Genomic DNA, 17,109 nt, shown 5'->3' on the forward strand with positions numbered 1-17,109 from the left:
CCGCGGAAGCGGGGGGTCGTCGTGCTTTCTGGCCATGTGTGTTAAATTTTGGCCATGCGGTCAGAAAATGAGCCGGGCGGCCAGAAGTCCCGCTCCTTCATCGAGGAGGCCAGGCGGGCGCAGATCGTGGCCTCGGCCATCGAGGTGATCGCCGAGGCCGGCTACGGCCAGGCGTCGCTCGCCCGGATCGCCAAGCACGCCGGCATCAGCAAGGGAGTGATCTCCTACCACTTCGCCGGCAAGGACGAGCTGATGGAAGAGGTGGTCGAGCGGACCTACGGACGCATCGCCGAGCACGTCGCGGCCAGGATGGAGGGCCGCACCACGGCGAGCGAGCTGCTCAGGACGTACGTGCTGGCCGTGGCCGAGCACATGCGCGGCCACCGCACCCAGCTCGCGGCCCTCGGGGAGATCTTCAACAACTTCAGGGGAGCCGACGGTCAGCCCCGCTACGGCGTGCACACCAGCGAGCCGATCTACCAGACGTTTGAGTACTTCTACCGGATGGGCCAGGAGAGCGGCGAGTTCAGGAGCTTCGACACCCGGGTCATGGCCGTCACGCACTCGGCCGCCATCGACAGCATGTTCGCCTACTGGGCCGCCCACCCCGACCACGACCTCGACGCCCACGCCACCGAGCTCGCCGACCTCTTCGAAAGGGCCTGCCGCGCATGACGACAGAGACCGCCGCCCCCGCCACCAGGACCACCAGGCTCCACGCCGTCGACAACCTGCGCGTCGTGCTGACCGTGCTGGTGGTCGCCCACCACGTCGCCATCACGTACGGCAACATCCCCGTCTGGTTCTACCTGGAGCCCGCCCGCGACCCCTCAGGCGGCCTGCTGGACCTCCTGGTGGTCTTCAACCAGGCGTTCTTCATGGGCTTCTTCTTCCTCATCTCCGGCTTCTTCACGCCGGGCTCCCACGCGCGCAAGGGCGGGCGCGCGTTCGTGCGCGACCGGCTGATCAGGCTCGGCGTCCCGCTGCTCGCCTTCCTCGTGGTGCTGCGCCCGATGGTGAACTTCGGCGCGCTGGCGGACCTGCCCGGCATGCCGTACTGGCAGTTCTACCTGTTCTCCTGGGACCCGGGCCCGATGTGGTTCGCCGAGGTGCTGATCGTGTTCGCGCTGGTCTACGCCGCCTGGCGGGCCCGCAGGCCGGCGCCTGAGCGCGCGGACGTCCCGCTGCGCGCGCGGCAGGTCGTGCTGTTCACGCTCGGGCTCGCGGCCGTGACGGCCCTGTGGCGGATCCCGGTGCCGACCGGCACGTACATCCCCGTGCTCGGGCTGCCGTCGGTCAGCTTCCTGCCGCAGTACGTCGCCATGTTCGCGGCCGGATGCGTGGCCTGGCGGCGCGGCTGGTTCGCCTCGCTGCCCGCGCGGGCCGGCCGGATCGGGCTGCTCACGGCCGCCGGGGCGAGCGCGACCGTGCTCCCCGCCTCGCTCGTGACCACCGGCCTCGTGTCCGGCACGCTGACCGCGCTGTGGGAGTCGGTCTTCGCCGTCAGCATGATCATCGGGCTGACCGTGCTGTTCAGGGAGCGGTTCAGCACCCAGGGGCCGCGCGGGCGCTTCCTCGCCCAGCACGCCTTCACCGTCTACATCCTGCACCCGCTCGTGCTGGTCGGGCTCGGCCACGCGCTGAGCTGGATCCAGGCGATCGCCATCGTCAAGTTCGCGATCATGCTGGTGCTCGCGCTGCCGCTGTGCTGGGGGCTGGCCTATCTGGTGCGGTCGCTGCCGGGCGCCAAGAGGGTGCTCTGAGCCCATTCCCGGGCCCGGCCGCGACCAGCGTGCTCAGCTGTAGAAGGCGTCGAGGACGCCGCCGTGGCGCTCCTCGACGGCCTTGCGCTTGATCTTGAGGCTGGGGGTCAGCTCACCCGTCTCCACCGTGAAGTCGCTCGCCAGGATCGCGAACTTCTTGACCGTGGCGTAGCCGGCCTCGCCCGCGTTGACCTGCTCGATCGCCTTCTCGACCTCGGCGCGCATGCGCGGGTGCTCGCGCAGCTCCTCGGGGTCGAGGGGCAGCGACTCCGCCTCGGCCCACGGCTTGACCACCTCCATGTCGAGGGTGACCAGGCAGGTGACGTAGTTGCGGCGGTCGCCGTGCACGAACACGTGCGACACGTACGGGCAGGCCGCCTTGATCCGGCCCTCCAGGTAGGTCGGGGCGACGTACTTGCCGCCCGAGGTCTTGATCAGCTCCTTCTTGCGGTCGGTGATGCGCAGCCGCCCGGCCTCGTCCACCTCGCCGATGTCGCCGGTGTGCAGCCAGCCGTCCTCCAGCGCCTCGGCCGTCTCCTGCGGCAGGCCGTGGTAGCCGCGCATGATGCCGCGCCCCTTGATGAGGATCTCGCCGTCGTCGGCGACGCGCACCTCGGTGCCGGGGAACGGCAGCCCGACCGTGCCGAACTTGACCGACTCCGGCCGGTTGAGGAAGGTGCCGGCCGACGACTCCGTGAGCCCGTACCCCTCGAGGATGGTCAGGCCGGCCGCGTCGAAGAACTCGGCGATGTCCTGCGACAGCGGGGCCGCGCCCGAGATGAAGAAGCGGATCCGGCCGCCGAACCGCTCGCGCAGCTTGGCGAAGACCAGCCGGTCGGCGAGCGCGTACTCGGCGCGGGTGGTCACCGGCACCGGCACGCCGCGCTGGCGGGCCCTGCTCACCCTGATGCCGGTCCTGCGCGCCCACTCGAAGATGCGCAGCTTGAGCCCGCCGTCGTTGCGCATGTTCGCCACGACCGTGTTGTGGATCTTCTCGAAGATGCGCGGCGCGGCGGCCATCACGGTCGGCCGCAGCACGCCGAGGTTCTCGGCGATCTTGTCGAGGCGGCCGTCGATCGCGGTCGGCACGCCCTGCCCGATCATCACCACCTCCAGCAGCTTGCCGAACGAGTGCGACAGCGGCAGCCACAGGAAGTGCAGGTCGCTGGGGGAGATGAGGCCGACCTCGCGGACCGCCTCGGCGGTGTAGAGCCAGTTGTCGTGGGTCAGCTCGACGCCCTTGGGGCGGCCGGTGGTGCCCGAGGTGTAGATGAGTGTGGCCAGGGAGTCCTGGGCGATGGCGTCCACCATGGCGTCGTAGTCGCCCTCGCTCGCGGCGACCGAGGCGAGCGGGATCACCCAGCCGTCGTCACCGGCCGCGCCGTCGATGACGATCACGTGCGTGACGCCGGACAGCTCCTTCTGCACCGACCTCAGCTTGGCGACCTGGTCGTCGTTCTCGGCGACGACGATCGTGCTGCCGGAGTCGTTGATGATGAACGCGGACTCCGCCGCGGTGTTGGACGGGTAGATCGTGGTCGTGGCCGCTCCGGTCGCCAGCACGGCGAGATCGCACAGGATCCATTCGAGGCGGGTCGAGCAGAGGATCGACACGCGGGTGCCGGGGCCCGAGCCGAGCTGCGCCAGGCCGAGGGCCAGCCCGCGCACCCGGTCGCCCACCTCGCGCCATGACAACGAGGTCCACCCGTCGTCCGAGGGCACGCGGTACGCCTCGGCGTCGGGAGTGGCCGCGATCCGGTCGCGGAGCAGGGAGGGAATGCTGGACATGCCTGACCTCCTGGGGGGTGATGGCCCGACTCTAAGGCGGCGGTGGTGCTCCAGTCGATGGTTCTTGCCATGCCGTGGGGCGTGACGTATGCTCCCGACCGTCTCATCGCCGATTCGCGGGGGCAGCCGACGTGAGGATCTGAGGTCGCGGGCACCGCGCCGTTCCGCCCTGCCGTGCACGCCCGTTCCGGGCCACGCCAGAGGCTTGCGCGCGTCTCCTGGACCTCTGACGGCTCCTCGTCCCTTCCAGGCCGATGGGCTCTTCTCCGAGCTCCCTCGTAGGCGCGTGCGTATGCGGTGATTCCCGCTCAAGTCGCGAAATTTCGACTTTTGTGATGGGAGCCGCTTCATGGCGTATTCGATTGTCGTGGACCATGTGTCCTTCTCCTGGCCGGACGGCACCAGCCAGCTCAACGGGCTCGACGCGGCCTTCCCCGACGGGCGTACCGGGCTGATCGGGGTCAACGGGTCGGGCAAGTCCACGCTGCTGCGGATCATCGCCGGTGAGCTGACCCCGCGTACGGGGTCGGTGACCGTGGCGGGCGTGGTCGGTCACCTGCCGCAGACCGTGCCGCTGCGGGCCGGGCGTACCGTGTCGGACCTGCTGGAGATCACCCGTACGCGGGCCGCGCTGCACGCCATCGAGCGCGGCGACGTGGCGGATGAGCACTTCGCCGCCGTCGGCGACGACTGGGACGTCGAGGAGCGCGCCCGGGCCGAGCTCGACCGGCTCGGGCTCGCCCACGTCGGGCTCGACCGCACGGTCGGCACGCTGTCCGGCGGCGAGGCCGTCATGGTCGCGCTCGCCGCGCAGCTGCTCAAGCGGCCCGACGTGCTGCTGCTCGACGAGCCGACCAACAACCTCGACCTGGCGGCCAGGCAGCGGCTCTACGCCGCCGTCGAGACCTGGCAGGGCGTGCTGCTCGTCGTCAGCCACGATCGGGCGCTCCTGGAGCTGGCCGACCAGATCGCCGAGCTGCGCGACGGCGTCGTCCGCCTGTATGGCGGGAATCTGAGCGCGTACGAGGATCAGGTCGCCGCCGAGCAGGAGGCCGCCGAGCGCGTCGTGCGCACGGCGGAGGGCGAGGTGCGCCGCCGGCGGCGCGAGCTGATCGAGACGCGGACCAGGCTGGAGCGCAGCGCCAGGGCCGGCAGGAAGGCCTTCGCCACCAACAAGGTCGACAAGCTCACGGCCGGCGCGCTCAAACGCAAGGCCCAGGTCACGGCGGGCAAGCAGCGCGCACTCCACGAGGAGCGGCTCGCCGAGGCCCGCGAGCGGCTACGCGAGGCCGAGCAGGCGGTCCGCGACGACGCCGAGATCCGCATCGAACTCCCCGGCACGGAGGTCCCCCAGGGCCGCATCGTCCTCACCCTCCCCCTCGACCCGCCTGGTCAGCCGGAGGTGGAAGAGGGGCAGGAGCGGAGGAGCGTGGTGGAGACGCTGGTCGTGCGGGGGCCGGAGCGGATCGCGTTGCTCGGGCCGAACGGGTCCGGCAAGACCACCTTGCTCAAGCGCATTCTCACGCACGGCGCGAACGTGCCCGTCCGCTACCTGCCGCAGCGGCTCGACCTGCTGGACGACGAGCTGAGCGTGGTGGACAACGTCAGGACCGTGGCGCCGTCGGCGTCGGTCAACGAGGTGCGCGCCCGCCTGGCGCGCTTCCTGTTCCGCGGGGAGCGGGCCGAGCGGCGGGCGGGCACGTTGTCGGGCGGCGAGCGCTTCCGCGCGACGCTGGCCGCGCTGCTGTCGGCCGAGCCGCCGCCGCAGCTCCTGCTGCTCGACGAGCCGACCAACAACCTCGACCTGTCCGGCGTCAGGCAACTGGCCGAGGCGCTGGCGGCGTACCGGGGCGCACTGATCGTGGCCGGCCACGACCTGCCGTTCCTGGAGACGCTCGGGATCACCCGGTGGCTGCGGCAGGACCGGGTGGAGGGACTGTCGGAATCGTGAATTGACGGTTGGGGATCAACCCGGAGATAGTGTGGCAGGTGGCTACACCCCGGTTGATCTCCTCCGTTCTCGCTCTGGCGACCCTCACCACGCTCGGCGCGTGCTCAGTGGCCGGTGAGTCACCCACCGGGGGCGAGTCGAAGGTGAGCGGCGTCGCGGGCGGCGAGGGCACCGCCCCCGCCACCAAGGGCAAGGAGACCTCGGCCGCGCTGACGCCCGAGGCGTACAAGGGCGAGCTGGAGAGCCGGCGCAAGGCGATGACCGACGCGATCAGCGGCCTGACCAAGGCACGCGGCGTCAAGGCGCTCGACACGCGGGTGGGACGGGCCGAGGAGGCGCTGAGCGGCGCCGCCGAGGCGCTGTCCGCCCTCACCCCGCCCGACGCCGTACGCGCCCAGCACGAGGCGTACGTCGCCAGCCTGCGCGAGGTCGCCACCGGCCTCGGCTCCACCGCGGGCAAGGTCGGCTCCCGCGACCTGTGCACCCCGTCGGCGGTGCTCACCGACCTCGGCGACAAGCTGACCGCGCTCGACAAGGCGGGCCGCGCCCTGCAGACCGCCGGCGACTACCCGGCCGACGTCGTGACGGTCAAGGCGGGCGAGCGGCGCACGCGGCGGCTGCGCAACGGCGCGTTCGTCAAGAAGGGCGGCACGCTCGACGGCCGCAGCTCGCTGGAGATCGACAACGGCGGCAGCCTCGACGCCGTGGTGACCGCGCTGAGGGGCGGCAGCAAGGTGTTCAGCGTGTACGTGCGCAGGAAGGCGACGTTCAAGGTCAAGGGCGTGCGCGACGGCAACTACAAGATCTACTTCACGCACGGCACCGACTGGGACGGCACGTCAGGCGCCTTCACCCGCGACTGCAGCTTCGAACGCTTCGAGAAGACCGTGAAGTTCAAGACGACGTACACGGCGACGCAGATCCTCTGGCACGACTGGCGGCTCACGCTGCACACGATCAGCGGGGGCAACGCCCGCACCGCGCCGGTGGACCCCGAGGACTTCCCGGGCTAGACCCGCGACGGGGCCCGCCGGGGAGCCCGGCGACGGGAAAGGCCGCGCTCCCTGGCGGGGCGCGGCCTCAAGAGGGATCAGGTGGAGAAGAGCATGCCCACCCAGCTGCGCTGGCGGTGGTGGCCGTAGTGGTGGCCGCCGCCGTGGTGGGGGGCTCCCCAGGCCGGCCCGGGAGCCGTCGGAGGGGGCGGGGGAGCCGCGTGGTACTGCGACTCCATCCGGGTCAGCGTCTCGAGCTCGCCGTAGTCGAGGAAGATACCCCGGCAGTTGTCGCACTGCTCGATGTGGACGCCGTTGCGCTCATAGGTCCGCATGTTCCCGCGGCACTTGGGGCACTGCATCTAAGTCGCTCTCCTTGACTTCGAGGTCTCAGGGTTGAAACCTACCGCGCGCAACGCCGTCACGCCCTGACGATTCTGTTGCACGCCTCGACTAACGAATGTTCGACCTCGTCGAGTTCCCGGCCCTCGCGGCCCGCGTTGACCACCGCCACCGCCGCGAGTTGCACGGTCAGCGCCCTGGCCGGCACGTCGAGCCGGCGCCACGGGTCGTCGCCGGGGCCCAGCGCGGGCCCGCCGGAGGCGAGGTAGGCGCCGAGGAACCGCTCCCACACGGCCGGTTCGAGCAGGCCGGCCGCGTACCAGGCGGCGGGCCGCGCGAGGTCCCACGCCGGGTCGCCCACGCCCAGGTCGTCGACGTCGATGAGCAGCCACCTGTCGCGGTGGACGAGCTGGCCGAGATGCCAGTCGCCGTGCGTCAGCAGCCCGGGCAGCGGCGGCGGCTCGGGCAGCTCCTTGAACGCCCGCCTGATCAGCTGCTCGACCGGCCCGTCACCCGGCATGCGATCGACCGCGCGGGCCGCCCTGGCCGGGCCTCCGGCGGGCGGCAGCGCGGGCAGGAACGTCAGCGGCACCGCGTGCAGCCTGGCCAGCAGCCGGGCGCCCTCCTCCCAGGGAGCCGCGCCAGGGTCGTCGTCCTGCGAGATCGGCCGCCCGGCCGGCCACACCGTGACCGCGCGCCCCGCCGCCGGCAGCACCTCGGGCACCAGCGGGGCCAGCATCACGCCGCTCACCGCGGCCGACGCGGCGGCGCGCAGCCGTGGCCGCAGCGACTCGGCGTCGTCGCGCGCCGAGTGGGCCTTCACCACGACCTCGCCCAGCCGTAACACCTTCACGTCGGTGCGCGTCGGGTGCCACACGGGCGTGCCGGTGCCGCCGTACGCGGCGGCGATGCCCGCCAGCTCCTCCTCGAGACCCACGCGTACAGCCTATTTCGTCCGCAGGTGGCGCGGCTCCCGGCGGCGGCGTAGGGAAAACTGGGCGCATGAGAATCGGTTTCGCCGTACCCGTGTCAGGGCCGTGGGCCACGCCCGAGCACATGCGCCGCGTCGCCGTCCGGGCCGAGGAACTCGGCTACGCGGAGCTGTGGACGTTCCAGCGGCTGCTCTATCCGGTCGGCAGCACCATGGGCCCCACCTACCGCGCCGTCCACGACCCGCTGATCACGCTGTCCCACGTGTCGGCCGTGACAGGCCGCATCGGGCTCGGCGTCGCGGTGATCAACGCGTACGTGCCGCCGATCCTGCTGGCCAAGCAGCTCGCCACCCTGCAGACGCTGTCCGGCGGCCGGGTCACCGCCGGCATCGGCCTGGGGTGGCTGCCCGAGGAGTTCGAGGCGAGCGGGGTCGGCATGGAGCGGCGCGGGCGCAGGGGCGAGGAGTTCGTCGAGCTGCTGCGCCGGGCGTGGAGCGACGACGTGGTCGAGCACAGCGGCGACTTCTACCGGGTGCCGCCCGCCCACATCGACCCCAAGCCCGAGCCCGGGCCGCCGCGCATCCTGCTCGGCGGGTCGGCCGACGCCGCGCTGCGCAGGGCGGCCCGGCTGGCCGACGGGTGGGTCAGCTCCAGCAGGGAGGACCTGACGGCCATCGGCACCAGGATCGAGATGATCAAGGCGGAGCTGGCGGCGTCCGGGCGCGACCCCGGCGCGTTCCGCTTCGTGGTGCGCGGGGTGACGCGGGTGCGGGCCGCCGACGAGGACCGGCCGCTGTCGGGCACGTACGACAAGATCCGCCGCGACGTGGCGGCCCTGGGCGCGGTCGGCGTGACCGACGTCTTCCACGACCTCAACTTCGACCAGGACATCCCGGCCGCCGGCCCCAGGGAGGCGATGCGCAGGGCCGAGGAGGCCCTGGAGGCGCTGGCTCCCTAGCCGCCGCCGTAAGGCACGGTGATGATCTCCAGGTTGTGCCCGTCGGGGCTGGACCAGTAGAGCCCGCGCCCGCCGTCGTTGGTGTTGATCCGCCCCGGCTCCCGGTGGTACGGATCGGCCCAGTACGTCAGCCCGCGCTCCTTGATCCGGCCCCAGATGCGGTCGAACTCCTCCTCGCTCACCAGGAACGCGTAGTGCTGCTGCGGCACGTCATCGCCGGCCTGCACGACGTCGAGCGAGACGCCGTTGGCGAGCGTGACGACGCGGAAGGGCCCGTAGACCGGCGCCGGCTCGAGACCGAGCACGTCCACGAGGAAGTCCGCCGTGGCGTCCCGGTCACTCGCGGGGACGATCGTGTGGTTCAGCTTGACGCTCATACTTCGCAGGCTACGTCAGGAGGCCGGACAGGCGGGCCGCCTCCTCCGCCACCGCGTTCCGCAGCTCCCTGACGCCCTCGCGGCCGCGTACGGGGTGCACGGCGTTCGTCAGCAGCACCACGGTGAGGCGGCGGGCCGGGTCGACCACCAGGGACGTGCCGGTGAAGCCCGAGTGGCCGTACGCGTCCTTGAGCGGCCCCACGAGGCCCGGATCGCCGATGCGCACGCCCAGCCCGTGACGGAACGGCGCCCCCTCGGCGCCCTGGTCGCGCGTCATCTCCGCCACGGCCGCCGCGCCCAGCACCGGCCCGCCGCCGAGCCGCAGCGCCTCGCCGAAGGCCAGCAGGTCGTCGGCGGGGGCGAAGACGCCCGCGTGCCCGGCCACGCCGCCGAGCGCGTACGCGGTCTCGTCGTGCACCTCGCCCCGCACGCAGCCGGGCCCTGGCCGCTCGGCCTTCCACTCGGTGGCGGCCACCCGGCCGAGCACCTCGGGGCCGGGCCGGTAGCCCGTGTCGGACAGCCCCAGCGGGCCGGTGACCCGCTGGCGTACCAGCACGTCCAGCGGCGCCCCTCCGGTCAGCTCGGCCAGGCGGCCGGCCATGACCATGCCGACGTCGCTGTAGAGGTAGGGGCCGCCGACCGGATGCTCGGACGGCGTGGCGACCATGGCGGCCAGGCGGTCGCCGGGGTCCGCGTCCGGCAGCTCCTGGTCGATGCGGCGGGTCGGCGGCAGGCCCGCCGTGTGGGTGAGCAGGTGGCGCGGGGTGATGCGGGGATCGGCGGCCGGCAGGTGCGCGGTCACCGGCGCGTCGAGGTCCAGCCTGCCCTGCTCGGCCAGCGAGAGCAGCACCGTCGTGGTGAACAGCTTGCTGACCGAGGCCAGGTCGAAGATCGAGTCGCGGCGGGCCGGCGGGCGGCAGGCGGCGAGCGTGCCGCCGGCGTCCGCGTACCGCACCAGCTCCCCGGCGGACGCCTGGGCGGCCACGAAGCCGTCCACGGCGATCAGCGCCACCGCGGCGGGGCAGACCTCGGGCACCGCCGTCGCCAGGATCGCCTCCAGCCGGTCCGACATCCCCGTCCTCCTCATCCCCATCCCCATCCCCATCACCGTGAGTTCAGCCGCCCGCCCGGACGGCTCAGCCGCTGAGCGCGTCGCTGAGGCGTTCGCCGTGCGAGCTCAGCAGCGCCCTGGCCGCGTCGGCGTCGAGGCCGTGCCTGATCATCAGCACCGCGACCTTCGCCTGGCCGCCCGCCGCGTCCAGCGCCGCGCCGGCCGTCTCCTGGTCGGCCCCGGTGATGTCGCTGACGATGCGCAGCGCCCGCCCGGCGAGCTTGCTGTTCATGGCCGACATCTCGATCATCTTGTTCCCGTACGTGCGGCCCAGCTTGACCATCGAGATCGTCGAGATCATGTTCAGCACGAGCTTCTGGGCCGTGCCCGCTTTCAGCCGCGTCGAGCCGGTCACCACCTCGGGCCCCACGACCACCTCGATGGCGTGCTCGGCGGCGGCCGACAGCGGCGCGTCGTCGTTGCACGACAGCCCCACGGTCAGCGCGCCGCGGCCGCGCGCCTCCGCCAGCGCGCCCAGCACGAAAGGAGCCCGCCCGCTGGCGGACACGCCCACCACCGAGTCGAGCGGTCCCACCTCCAGGTCCTTCAGCGCGGCGGCGCCGGCCTCGGCGTCGTCCTCGGCGCCCTCAACGGAACGGGTCAGCGCGTCCGGCCCGCCGGCGATGATGCCCTGCACCAGCGACGGGTCGGTGCCGAACGTCGGCGGGCACTCGCTGGCGTCGAGCACGGCCAAGCGCCCCGACGTGCCGGCGCCGACGTAGAGCAGCCGGCCGCCCTGGCCCATCCTGGCGGCGATGGCGTCGATCGCCGCCGAGATCGCCGGGAGCACCACCGCGACGGCGGCGGGCACGGCGGCGTCGGCCTGGTTCATCAGCCGGGCGAGCTGCAGGGTCGGCAGCCGGTCGATCTGGGCGTAGCGGGGGTCGCTCTGCTCGGTGGACGGCTCTGATAGCGGATCAATCATGTCGCTAATTTCCACCCTCTACTTCTCTCTTGTAAATATCTTTCAGACAATGGGTTCATGCCACACGTACGAACAGGAGCCGAACGGCTGGCCGCGGATCCCGCCCTGGCGGGCGGCACGCGCCTCGGCCTGATCACCAACCCCACCGGCGTCCTGCCCGATCTGACCCCCACACCCGACGCCCTGCTGGCGGCGGGCCTGAACCTGACCGCGCTCTTCGGCCCCGAGCACGGCATGCGCGGCACCGCGCAGGCCGCGGGCAGCGAGGCCGACGGCGTGGACGAGCGGACCGGGCTGCCGGTCTACGACACGCACAAGCTCTCCGGCGACGCCCTCGACGCGGTGGTGGCCGCCTCCGGGGTGGACACGCTGGTCTTCGACATCGCCGACGTGGGCGCCCGCTTCTACACCTACGTGTGGACCATGTACGACCTCATGGCCGCAGCGGCACGGCTGGGGCTGCGGTTCGTGGTGCTGGACCGGCCCAACCCGCTGGGCGGGACGGTCGAGGAGGGGCCGCTGCTCGACCCGGCGTACGCGAGCTTCGTCGGCCGCTTCCCGCTGCCGCTGCGGCACGGCAGGACGGCGGGGGAACTGGCCGGCCTGTACGGCTTCGACCTCGACCTGACCGTCGTCACGATGGAGGGCTGGCGGCGGGAGATGACCCACGCCGGCACGGGGCTGCCCTGGGTGATGCCGTCGGTCAACATGCCGACCCCGGAGACCGCGCTGGTCTATCCGGGAACCGGCCTGTTCGAGGGCACCAACTTCTCCGAGGGGCGCGGCACCACCCGGCCGTTCGAGCTGGTCGGGGCGCCGTACCTGGACGAGCGCTTCGTCCCGGCGCTCGGCGAGCTGGGGCTGCCGGGGGTGCGGTTCAGGGAGGCGTGGTTCACGCCGACGTTCCACAAGCACGCCGGCGTCCCCGTACGGGGGGTGCAGCTCCACGTGCACGACCCCGCCGCGTTCCGGCCGGTGCTGACGGGCCTGTCGATGCTGCACGTGGCCCGCACCCTCCACCCGGACGAGCTGCGCTGGGAGGGCCCTGAGCTGTTCCTCGACCACCTGTGGGGGTCCGGCACGCTCAAGAAGTGCCTGGAGGCCGGTGGGGACCCGCGCGAGCTGTGCCCGCCGCCCGCCCACCCTGAGGGAGGACTTCTGTACTGACCGGCCCATCACGCCAGATCGCGCCGGTAGAGCCAGAAGACGCGTTCGGCTCGCGCGCCCACGGCGCGCGAGTAGAACCGCAACGGCCCCACCCACCCGATCTGGGCGTGGTCCTGCCCGGCGGCCCGCTGCTCGGCCAGGCACCTGCGCAGCAGCACGCGCCCGAGGCCGAGACCGCGGGCGTCGGGCGCGGTGCCCATGGGGCCGAACCAGGACGGCCGCGCTCCCCAGGCCGCGAAGCCGAGGACGCGGCCCTCGCGTTCCGCGTAGTGCAGCCCGGCCGCGTTGACCGCCTCCCAGGCCCAGCGATCGTTCCAATGCCCGGCGACGAAGGCCGCCACCCGCTCGCGATCCGGCCCGGCGTCCATGGGCCCGCCCAGGCCGTGCACGGACACGCCCGCGCGCTTGAGGGCGGCCAGCTCCTCCTCGACGGACAGGTCGGCGTCGCGCAGGTCGGCGGTCATGTTCCAGGCCACCTCGTAGCGCTCGTAGCCGAGGCGCTCGGCCAGGCACGCGGCGGCGGTGTAGCGCACGTCTATGCCGGGCCAGGCGTAGCAGGGCGGGTTGCCGGCGAAGCGGGCCTCGCGGGCGCCCTGGCCGCGCAGCCAGTCCTCGGCCGCCCGCACGAGCGCCCGCCCGCGCCCGGCGCCCTGGGCCGAGGGCTCCACGGCCAGCAGGTCGACGTGACCGACCGCCGGGTTCACCGAGTTGAGCGAGACCATCACCACGCCGCCGTCCACGGCCAGCGCGGTCCAGCGCCGCTCGGCCGGGGGCCGCGCCAGGCCGCGCACCAGCGCGGCGCCCTCGCCGGCGTCGAACGTCAGCGCCGACTCGGCCACCCGTGCGGCCTCCCCCGCGTCGAATTCCCGCACGGAGTGCGTCATCACACCTCGCTCATCGGGCGGGCGATCACGCTGCGGCGCTCGGGGTGGAAGCACGCGTGCTCCTGCGGCACGCCCTCGGTGAGCTGCAGCAGCGGCCGTTCCGACGCGCACCGCTCGGTGCTGAACGGGCAGCGGCGGGCGAACAGGCAGCCCTCGTCGGCCTGGCTCTCGTCCAGCGACTCCAGCGGCACGACGGGCTGCTCGCCCGGCTGCTCAAGGCCGTGCAGGACGGGGATGGCCGACAGCAGCGACTGCGTGTACGGGTGCACCGGGTCGGCGATGATCGTGTCCACCGGGCCGTGCTCGACGACCTGGCCGCGGTAGATGACGTACAGCTCGCCGTCGCCGCCGATGTAGCGGGCCGTCGCCACGTCGTGCGTGATGAACAGCACGCTCACGCCGAGCCGCTCGCGCAGGTCCTTCAGCAGCGCGAGGATGCCCAGCCGGAGCGAGACGTCGATCATCGAGACGGCCTCGTCGGCCACCAGCATCTCCGGGTCCACGGTCAGCGCGCGGGCGATGACCACGCGCTGCCGCATGCCGCCGGACAGCTGGTGCGGGTAGCGCGACAGCACCGAGCCCGGGTCGAGGCCGACCAGCGAGAGCACCTCGGCGGCCCGCTCCTCGATCCAGGCGCGCGAGCGGCCGGTCTGCCTGGCCCGCAGGCTGAGCGGCGCGAACAGCGTCTGGTGGACGGTCCTCGTCGGGTTCAGGGCCGAGTACGGGTCCTGGTGGATCATCTGGATCTTGCGGAAGTGCGGCTGGCGCTGCTTGGGCCTCAGCCCCGACAGCTCGACGCCGTCGATCGCGATCTCGCCCTCGTCGTACGACTCCAGCCCCGCGATGATCCGCCCCAGCGTGGTCTTGCCGCACCCGGACTCGCCGATGAACGAGGCCGCGCCGCCCTTGGGGATCGCGAAGTCCACGCCCCGCAGCGCCCGCACCTCGCGGGCGCCGAGCACCTTGCCCCGCTGCTTGAACGTCTTGACGACGCCGGTTCCGGTGATCATGCGTGCTCCTTCACGGTCACGGCGTGACAGGCCACGGTACGCGTGCCGTGCTCGACGGCCTCGGGGTCCACGGTGTCGCACACGTCCATGCGCAGCGCGCACCGCTCCCTGAACACGCAGCCCTGCTCGGGCACGGTCGCCAGCGTGGGCGGCCGGCCCGGCAGCGCCTGCGCCTCGTCGATGTCGCCGACGAGCCGCGGGATGGCCTTGATCAGGCCGCGCGTGTACGGGTGGCTGGGCGCGCCGAGCACCTCCCTGGTGGGGCCCTGCTCGACGAGGCGGCCGCCGTACATGACGGCCAGCCGGTCGGCGACCTCGGCCACCACGCCGATGTCGTGCGTGATGACCAGCGTGGTCAGGCCGCGCTCCGCGTGCACCTCGCGGACGATCTTCAGGATGTTCGCCTGGGTGATCATGTCGAGCGCGGTCGTCGGCTCGTCCAGCACCACCAGGTGGGCGTTGAGCACCAGCGCCAGCATGATGCCGACCCGCTGGCGCATGCCGCCGGACAGCTCGTGCTGGTGCGAGTCGAGCACGCGGGCGCCGTCCATGCCCATCCGGCCGAGCAGCTCCTTGGCCTCGCGCACCAGCCCGCGCAGGTCCTCGATCCCGTGCGAACGGCCCAGGTCGAGCAGCTGCTTGCCGACCGGCTTGAGCGGGTTGAGGGAGTTCTGGGCGGCCTGGAAGACGTAGCCGATGTGCCTGCCGCGCGCCTTGCGCAGCTGCTCGCCCGACAGCGCGGCCACGTCGCCCAGCCCGTCGATCTCGACGCTGCCCGCCGCGATCCTGCCGGGCGGCTGCACGGCGTTGAGCAGCGACAGCGCGAGCGTCGACTTGCCGGATCCCGACTCGCCGACGATGCCGGTGATCGAGCCGGGCTCCAGCGTCAGGCTGACGTCCCTGACGGCGGGCAGCTCGCCCGCGGGGGTCTTGTAGACGACCGTCAGGCCGCCGATGCGCACTCCGGGCGCCTTGTTGCTCACCCTCTACTCCTCGCGCAGCCGGGGATTGAAGATCTCGTCCATGGCGTCCACCACGAGCACGATCCCGAGCGTGAGCAGCAGGATCGCCAGCAGCGGAGCCAGCAGGTAGCCCAGCGCGTTCGGCGTGATCATGGCGCCCGCCTGGAACACGGCCAGGTTGAGCATCACGCCCCAGTTGTCCGACTCGTACGGCAGCACGCCCAGGAAGAACAGGCCCACCTGCGAGTAGACCGCACCGGTGACCGAGATGAGCATGTTCATGGCGATGTACGGCGCCATGCTCGGCAGCAGTTCCTTGCCGATGATGTGCGTCGTGGACAGGCCGAGCCCGCGCGCCGCCTCGATGAACCCGCGCTCGCGCAGCGACAGCGTCTGCGAGCGCACGGCCCGCGCCACGCCGCCCCAGCCGAGCAGGCCGAGCACGAGGCCCATCTGCACCGGGCTGCTGAAGCGCCACACGGTCGCGAGGACCAGCAGCAGCGGCAGGCCGGGGATGGTGAGCTTCATGTCGGTCAGCCGCATGAGCACGGTGTCCCAGCGGCCCCGGCGGAAGCCGGAGAACAATCCGATCGCGGTGCCGACGACGACCGTGATGACCGCGGTCACCGCGGCGGTCAGCAGCACGTAGCGCGAGCCCTTGATGACCAGCGCGGTCACGTCCCGCCCCTGCGGGTCGGTGCCGAACCAGTGCTCCCAGCTCGGCGGCTGGGTGATCGCGTTGGTGTCGCCCGGCAGGTTGGCGGGCAGCAGCATGGGCCCGACGACGGCCATGATCACGAAGCCCGCGAGGATGACGACGCCGACCATGCGGCTGGGCTTGCGCCTCATCACCCGCCACACGCCGCGCCAGAAGTTGCGGCGCATGGCCGAGGCCGCCGAGCCGGTGCCCGCACCGGTCTCCGGAATGAGCGTGGCGCTCACGACGCCTCCTCTCCGCTGCGCACCCGCGGGTCGATGACCGTGTAGAACAGGTCCGCCACGATGTTGGCGATGATGGTCCCGGCCGTGATCAGCAGGAAGGCGCCGCCCATCAGGGCGTAGTCGCGGTCGGTGACGCTGCTGATCAGCAGCCAGCCGAGGCCCGGATAGTTGAAGATCTTCTCGATGAAGACCGCGCCGCCGAGCAGCAGCCCCAGTGACAGGGCGAGCATGGTGAACAGCGGCAGGATCGCGTTGCGCGCGATGTACCTGAAGACGATCGAGCGCTTCATCCCGCGCAGCTCGGCGGCCAGGATGAAGTCGTCACCGAGCACGGTCACGACGCTCGACTTCATCGCCAGGATCCATCCGCCGTACGCCGACAGCGCGTACGTCAGGACCGGCAGGATCGCGTGCTCGACGAGCGAGCCGATGTAGCCGGCGTTGAACCCCGGTTCGTACAGGATGTCCACCGACCCGTCGGCGGGCAGGATGGGGATGAGCGTGGCGAAGATCACCACGAGCAGCATCGCCAGCACGTACTGCGGGATGCCGTGCAGCAGCGAGCCCGAGATGGACAGCGCGTCGCCGAGCTTGCCGGTGCGCTTGATCGCCGCGTACACGCCGAGGATGATCCCGACGAGGAAGCTCAGCAGCGTGCCGGCCAGCACCGGTAGAACGGTCCACTTGGCCGCGTCGGTCAGCACGTCGAGCACGGGGGTGCCGGGCCTGGTGACCGAGACACCGAGGTCGAGGCGGAGCAGGCCGGTGATGTACTCGCTGTACTGCTGCCACAGCGTGCCGTCCGGCTGGAAGCCGTACAGCACCTTCACCGCCTGCTGGGCCGCCTCGGGGGCCATGCCGCCCTCGATCAGCTTCTCGTAGCGGGCGGCCATGGGGTCGCCCGGGATGTTGTTGATGATGAAGAAGCTGATCGTCGCGACAACGAGGATCATGACGAACCCGCGGGCCAGGTGGCCCGCGAGTCGCCGTGCGATGGACGTCATA

The 17,109-nt window shown here is 72.1% G+C and carries 17 protein-coding genes; 6 read left to right on the forward strand and 11 right to left on the reverse strand.

Annotated features, from left to right (window positions below; all coding sequences use genetic code 11):
• The first annotated feature begins 54 nt into the window (after positions 1-54).
• Together AB0K12_RS23540 and AB0K12_RS23545 are read left to right on the forward strand one after the other, a co-directional pair.
• Positions 55-675: a TetR/AcrR family transcriptional regulator gene (locus tag AB0K12_RS23540; protein WP_364366483.1), complete on the forward strand. Its 621-nt coding sequence runs from the start codon at positions 55-57 to the stop codon at positions 673-675.
• Entirely contained in the window at positions 672-1,763 is a 1,092-nt protein-coding gene (locus AB0K12_RS23545) for an acyltransferase family protein (RefSeq protein ID WP_364564870.1), read from the forward strand. Before AB0K12_RS23540 ends, AB0K12_RS23545 begins: the two co-directional genes overlap by 4 nt.
• Positions 1,764-1,796: 33 nt before the next feature.
• Here AB0K12_RS23545 and AB0K12_RS23550 read toward each other — a convergent pair whose 3' ends face one another.
• Entirely contained in the window at positions 1,797-3,551 is a 1,755-nt protein-coding gene (locus AB0K12_RS23550) for a long-chain fatty acid--CoA ligase (RefSeq protein ID WP_364564877.1), read from the reverse strand.
• A gap of 349 nt (positions 3,552-3,900) precedes the next feature.
• Here AB0K12_RS23550 and AB0K12_RS23555 point away from each other — a divergent pair, with 349 nt between their 5' ends.
• Both AB0K12_RS23555 and AB0K12_RS23560 read left to right on the forward strand, forming a co-directional pair.
• The gene (locus AB0K12_RS23555) at positions 3,901-5,502 is read left to right on the forward strand and encodes an ABC-F family ATP-binding cassette domain-containing protein (protein ID WP_364564882.1); all 1,602 of its coding nucleotides are present in this window, start codon (positions 3,901-3,903) and stop codon (positions 5,500-5,502) included.
• Positions 5,503-5,540: 38 nt separating this feature from the next.
• Positions 5,541-6,515, forward strand: coding sequence for a hypothetical protein (locus AB0K12_RS23560; RefSeq protein ID WP_364564888.1), 975 nt, complete (start codon positions 5,541-5,543; stop codon positions 6,513-6,515).
• A 77-nt stretch (positions 6,516-6,592) separates the two neighbouring features.
• On the opposite strand, the gene AB0K12_RS23565 is transcribed toward AB0K12_RS23560, so the two are convergent.
• Positions 6,593-6,856, reverse strand: coding sequence for a zf-TFIIB domain-containing protein (locus AB0K12_RS23565; RefSeq protein WP_364564895.1), 264 nt, complete (start codon positions 6,854-6,856; stop codon positions 6,593-6,595).
• A 59-nt stretch (positions 6,857-6,915) separates the two neighbouring features.
• Entirely contained in the window at positions 6,916-7,773 is an 858-nt protein-coding gene (locus tag AB0K12_RS23570; RefSeq protein ID WP_364564902.1) for a phosphotransferase, read from the reverse strand.
• Positions 7,774-7,838: 65 nt separating this feature from the next.
• Between AB0K12_RS23570 and AB0K12_RS23575 the strand changes: the two genes are divergently transcribed.
• Positions 7,839-8,726, forward strand: coding sequence for a TIGR03619 family F420-dependent LLM class oxidoreductase (locus AB0K12_RS23575; protein WP_364564910.1), 888 nt, complete (start codon positions 7,839-7,841; stop codon positions 8,724-8,726).
• Here AB0K12_RS23575 and AB0K12_RS23580 read toward each other — a convergent pair.
• From AB0K12_RS23580 to murQ, 3 genes are all read right to left on the reverse strand, one after another.
• On the reverse strand, positions 8,723-9,103 hold the full coding sequence (locus tag AB0K12_RS23580) for a VOC family protein (protein ID WP_364564915.1): 381 nt from the start codon (positions 9,101-9,103) through the stop codon (positions 8,723-8,725). The genes AB0K12_RS23575 and AB0K12_RS23580 overlap by 4 nt on opposite strands.
• 10 nt (positions 9,104-9,113) lie before the next feature.
• Complete coding sequence (locus AB0K12_RS23585; RefSeq protein ID WP_364564922.1) at positions 9,114-10,175, reverse strand: serine hydrolase domain-containing protein; 1,062 nt, start codon at positions 10,173-10,175, stop codon at positions 9,114-9,116.
• A 64-nt stretch (positions 10,176-10,239) separates the two neighbouring features.
• Entirely contained in the window at positions 10,240-11,139 is a 900-nt protein-coding gene (murQ, locus tag AB0K12_RS23590; protein ID WP_364564927.1) for an N-acetylmuramic acid 6-phosphate etherase, read from the reverse strand.
• Between the two features lie 57 nt (positions 11,140-11,196).
• Between murQ and AB0K12_RS23595 the strand changes: the two genes are divergently transcribed.
• Entirely contained in the window at positions 11,197-12,306 is a 1,110-nt protein-coding gene (locus AB0K12_RS23595) for a DUF1343 domain-containing protein (protein ID WP_364564930.1), read from the forward strand.
• An 8-nt stretch (positions 12,307-12,314) separates the two neighbouring features.
• Here AB0K12_RS23595 and AB0K12_RS23600 read toward each other — a convergent pair whose 3' ends face one another.
• From AB0K12_RS23600 to AB0K12_RS23620, 5 genes are read right to left on the reverse strand one after another with little or no spacing between them, the layout of a single operon-like run.
• Positions 12,315-13,190 carry a GNAT family N-acetyltransferase gene (locus AB0K12_RS23600; protein WP_364564934.1) on the reverse strand — a complete coding sequence of 292 codons (876 nt, stop codon included), beginning with the start codon at positions 13,188-13,190 and terminating at the stop codon, positions 12,315-12,317.
• Complete coding sequence (locus AB0K12_RS23605; RefSeq protein ID WP_364564941.1) at positions 13,190-14,200, reverse strand: ABC transporter ATP-binding protein; 1,011 nt, start codon at positions 14,198-14,200, stop codon at positions 13,190-13,192. The genes AB0K12_RS23600 and AB0K12_RS23605 overlap by 1 nt, the downstream gene beginning before the upstream one ends.
• The gene (locus tag AB0K12_RS23610; protein ID WP_364564945.1) at positions 14,197-15,183 is read right to left on the reverse strand and encodes an ABC transporter ATP-binding protein; all 987 of its coding nucleotides are present in this window, start codon (positions 15,181-15,183) and stop codon (positions 14,197-14,199) included. The genes AB0K12_RS23605 and AB0K12_RS23610 overlap by 4 nt, the downstream gene beginning before the upstream one ends.
• Before the next feature lie 3 nt (positions 15,184-15,186).
• Positions 15,187-16,104, reverse strand: coding sequence for an ABC transporter permease (locus AB0K12_RS23615; RefSeq protein ID WP_345401963.1), 918 nt, complete (start codon positions 16,102-16,104; stop codon positions 15,187-15,189).
• Positions 16,101-17,108, reverse strand: coding sequence for an ABC transporter permease (locus AB0K12_RS23620; protein WP_364366512.1), 1,008 nt, complete (start codon positions 17,106-17,108; stop codon positions 16,101-16,103). The genes AB0K12_RS23615 and AB0K12_RS23620 overlap by 4 nt, the downstream gene beginning before the upstream one ends.
• Between the last annotated feature and the right edge of the window lies 1 nt (position 17,109).

Source organism: Nonomuraea sp. NPDC049419, assembly GCF_040676995.1.
Taxonomy (GTDB): domain Bacteria; phylum Actinomycetota; class Actinomycetes; order Streptosporangiales; family Streptosporangiaceae; genus Nonomuraea; species Nonomuraea salmonea.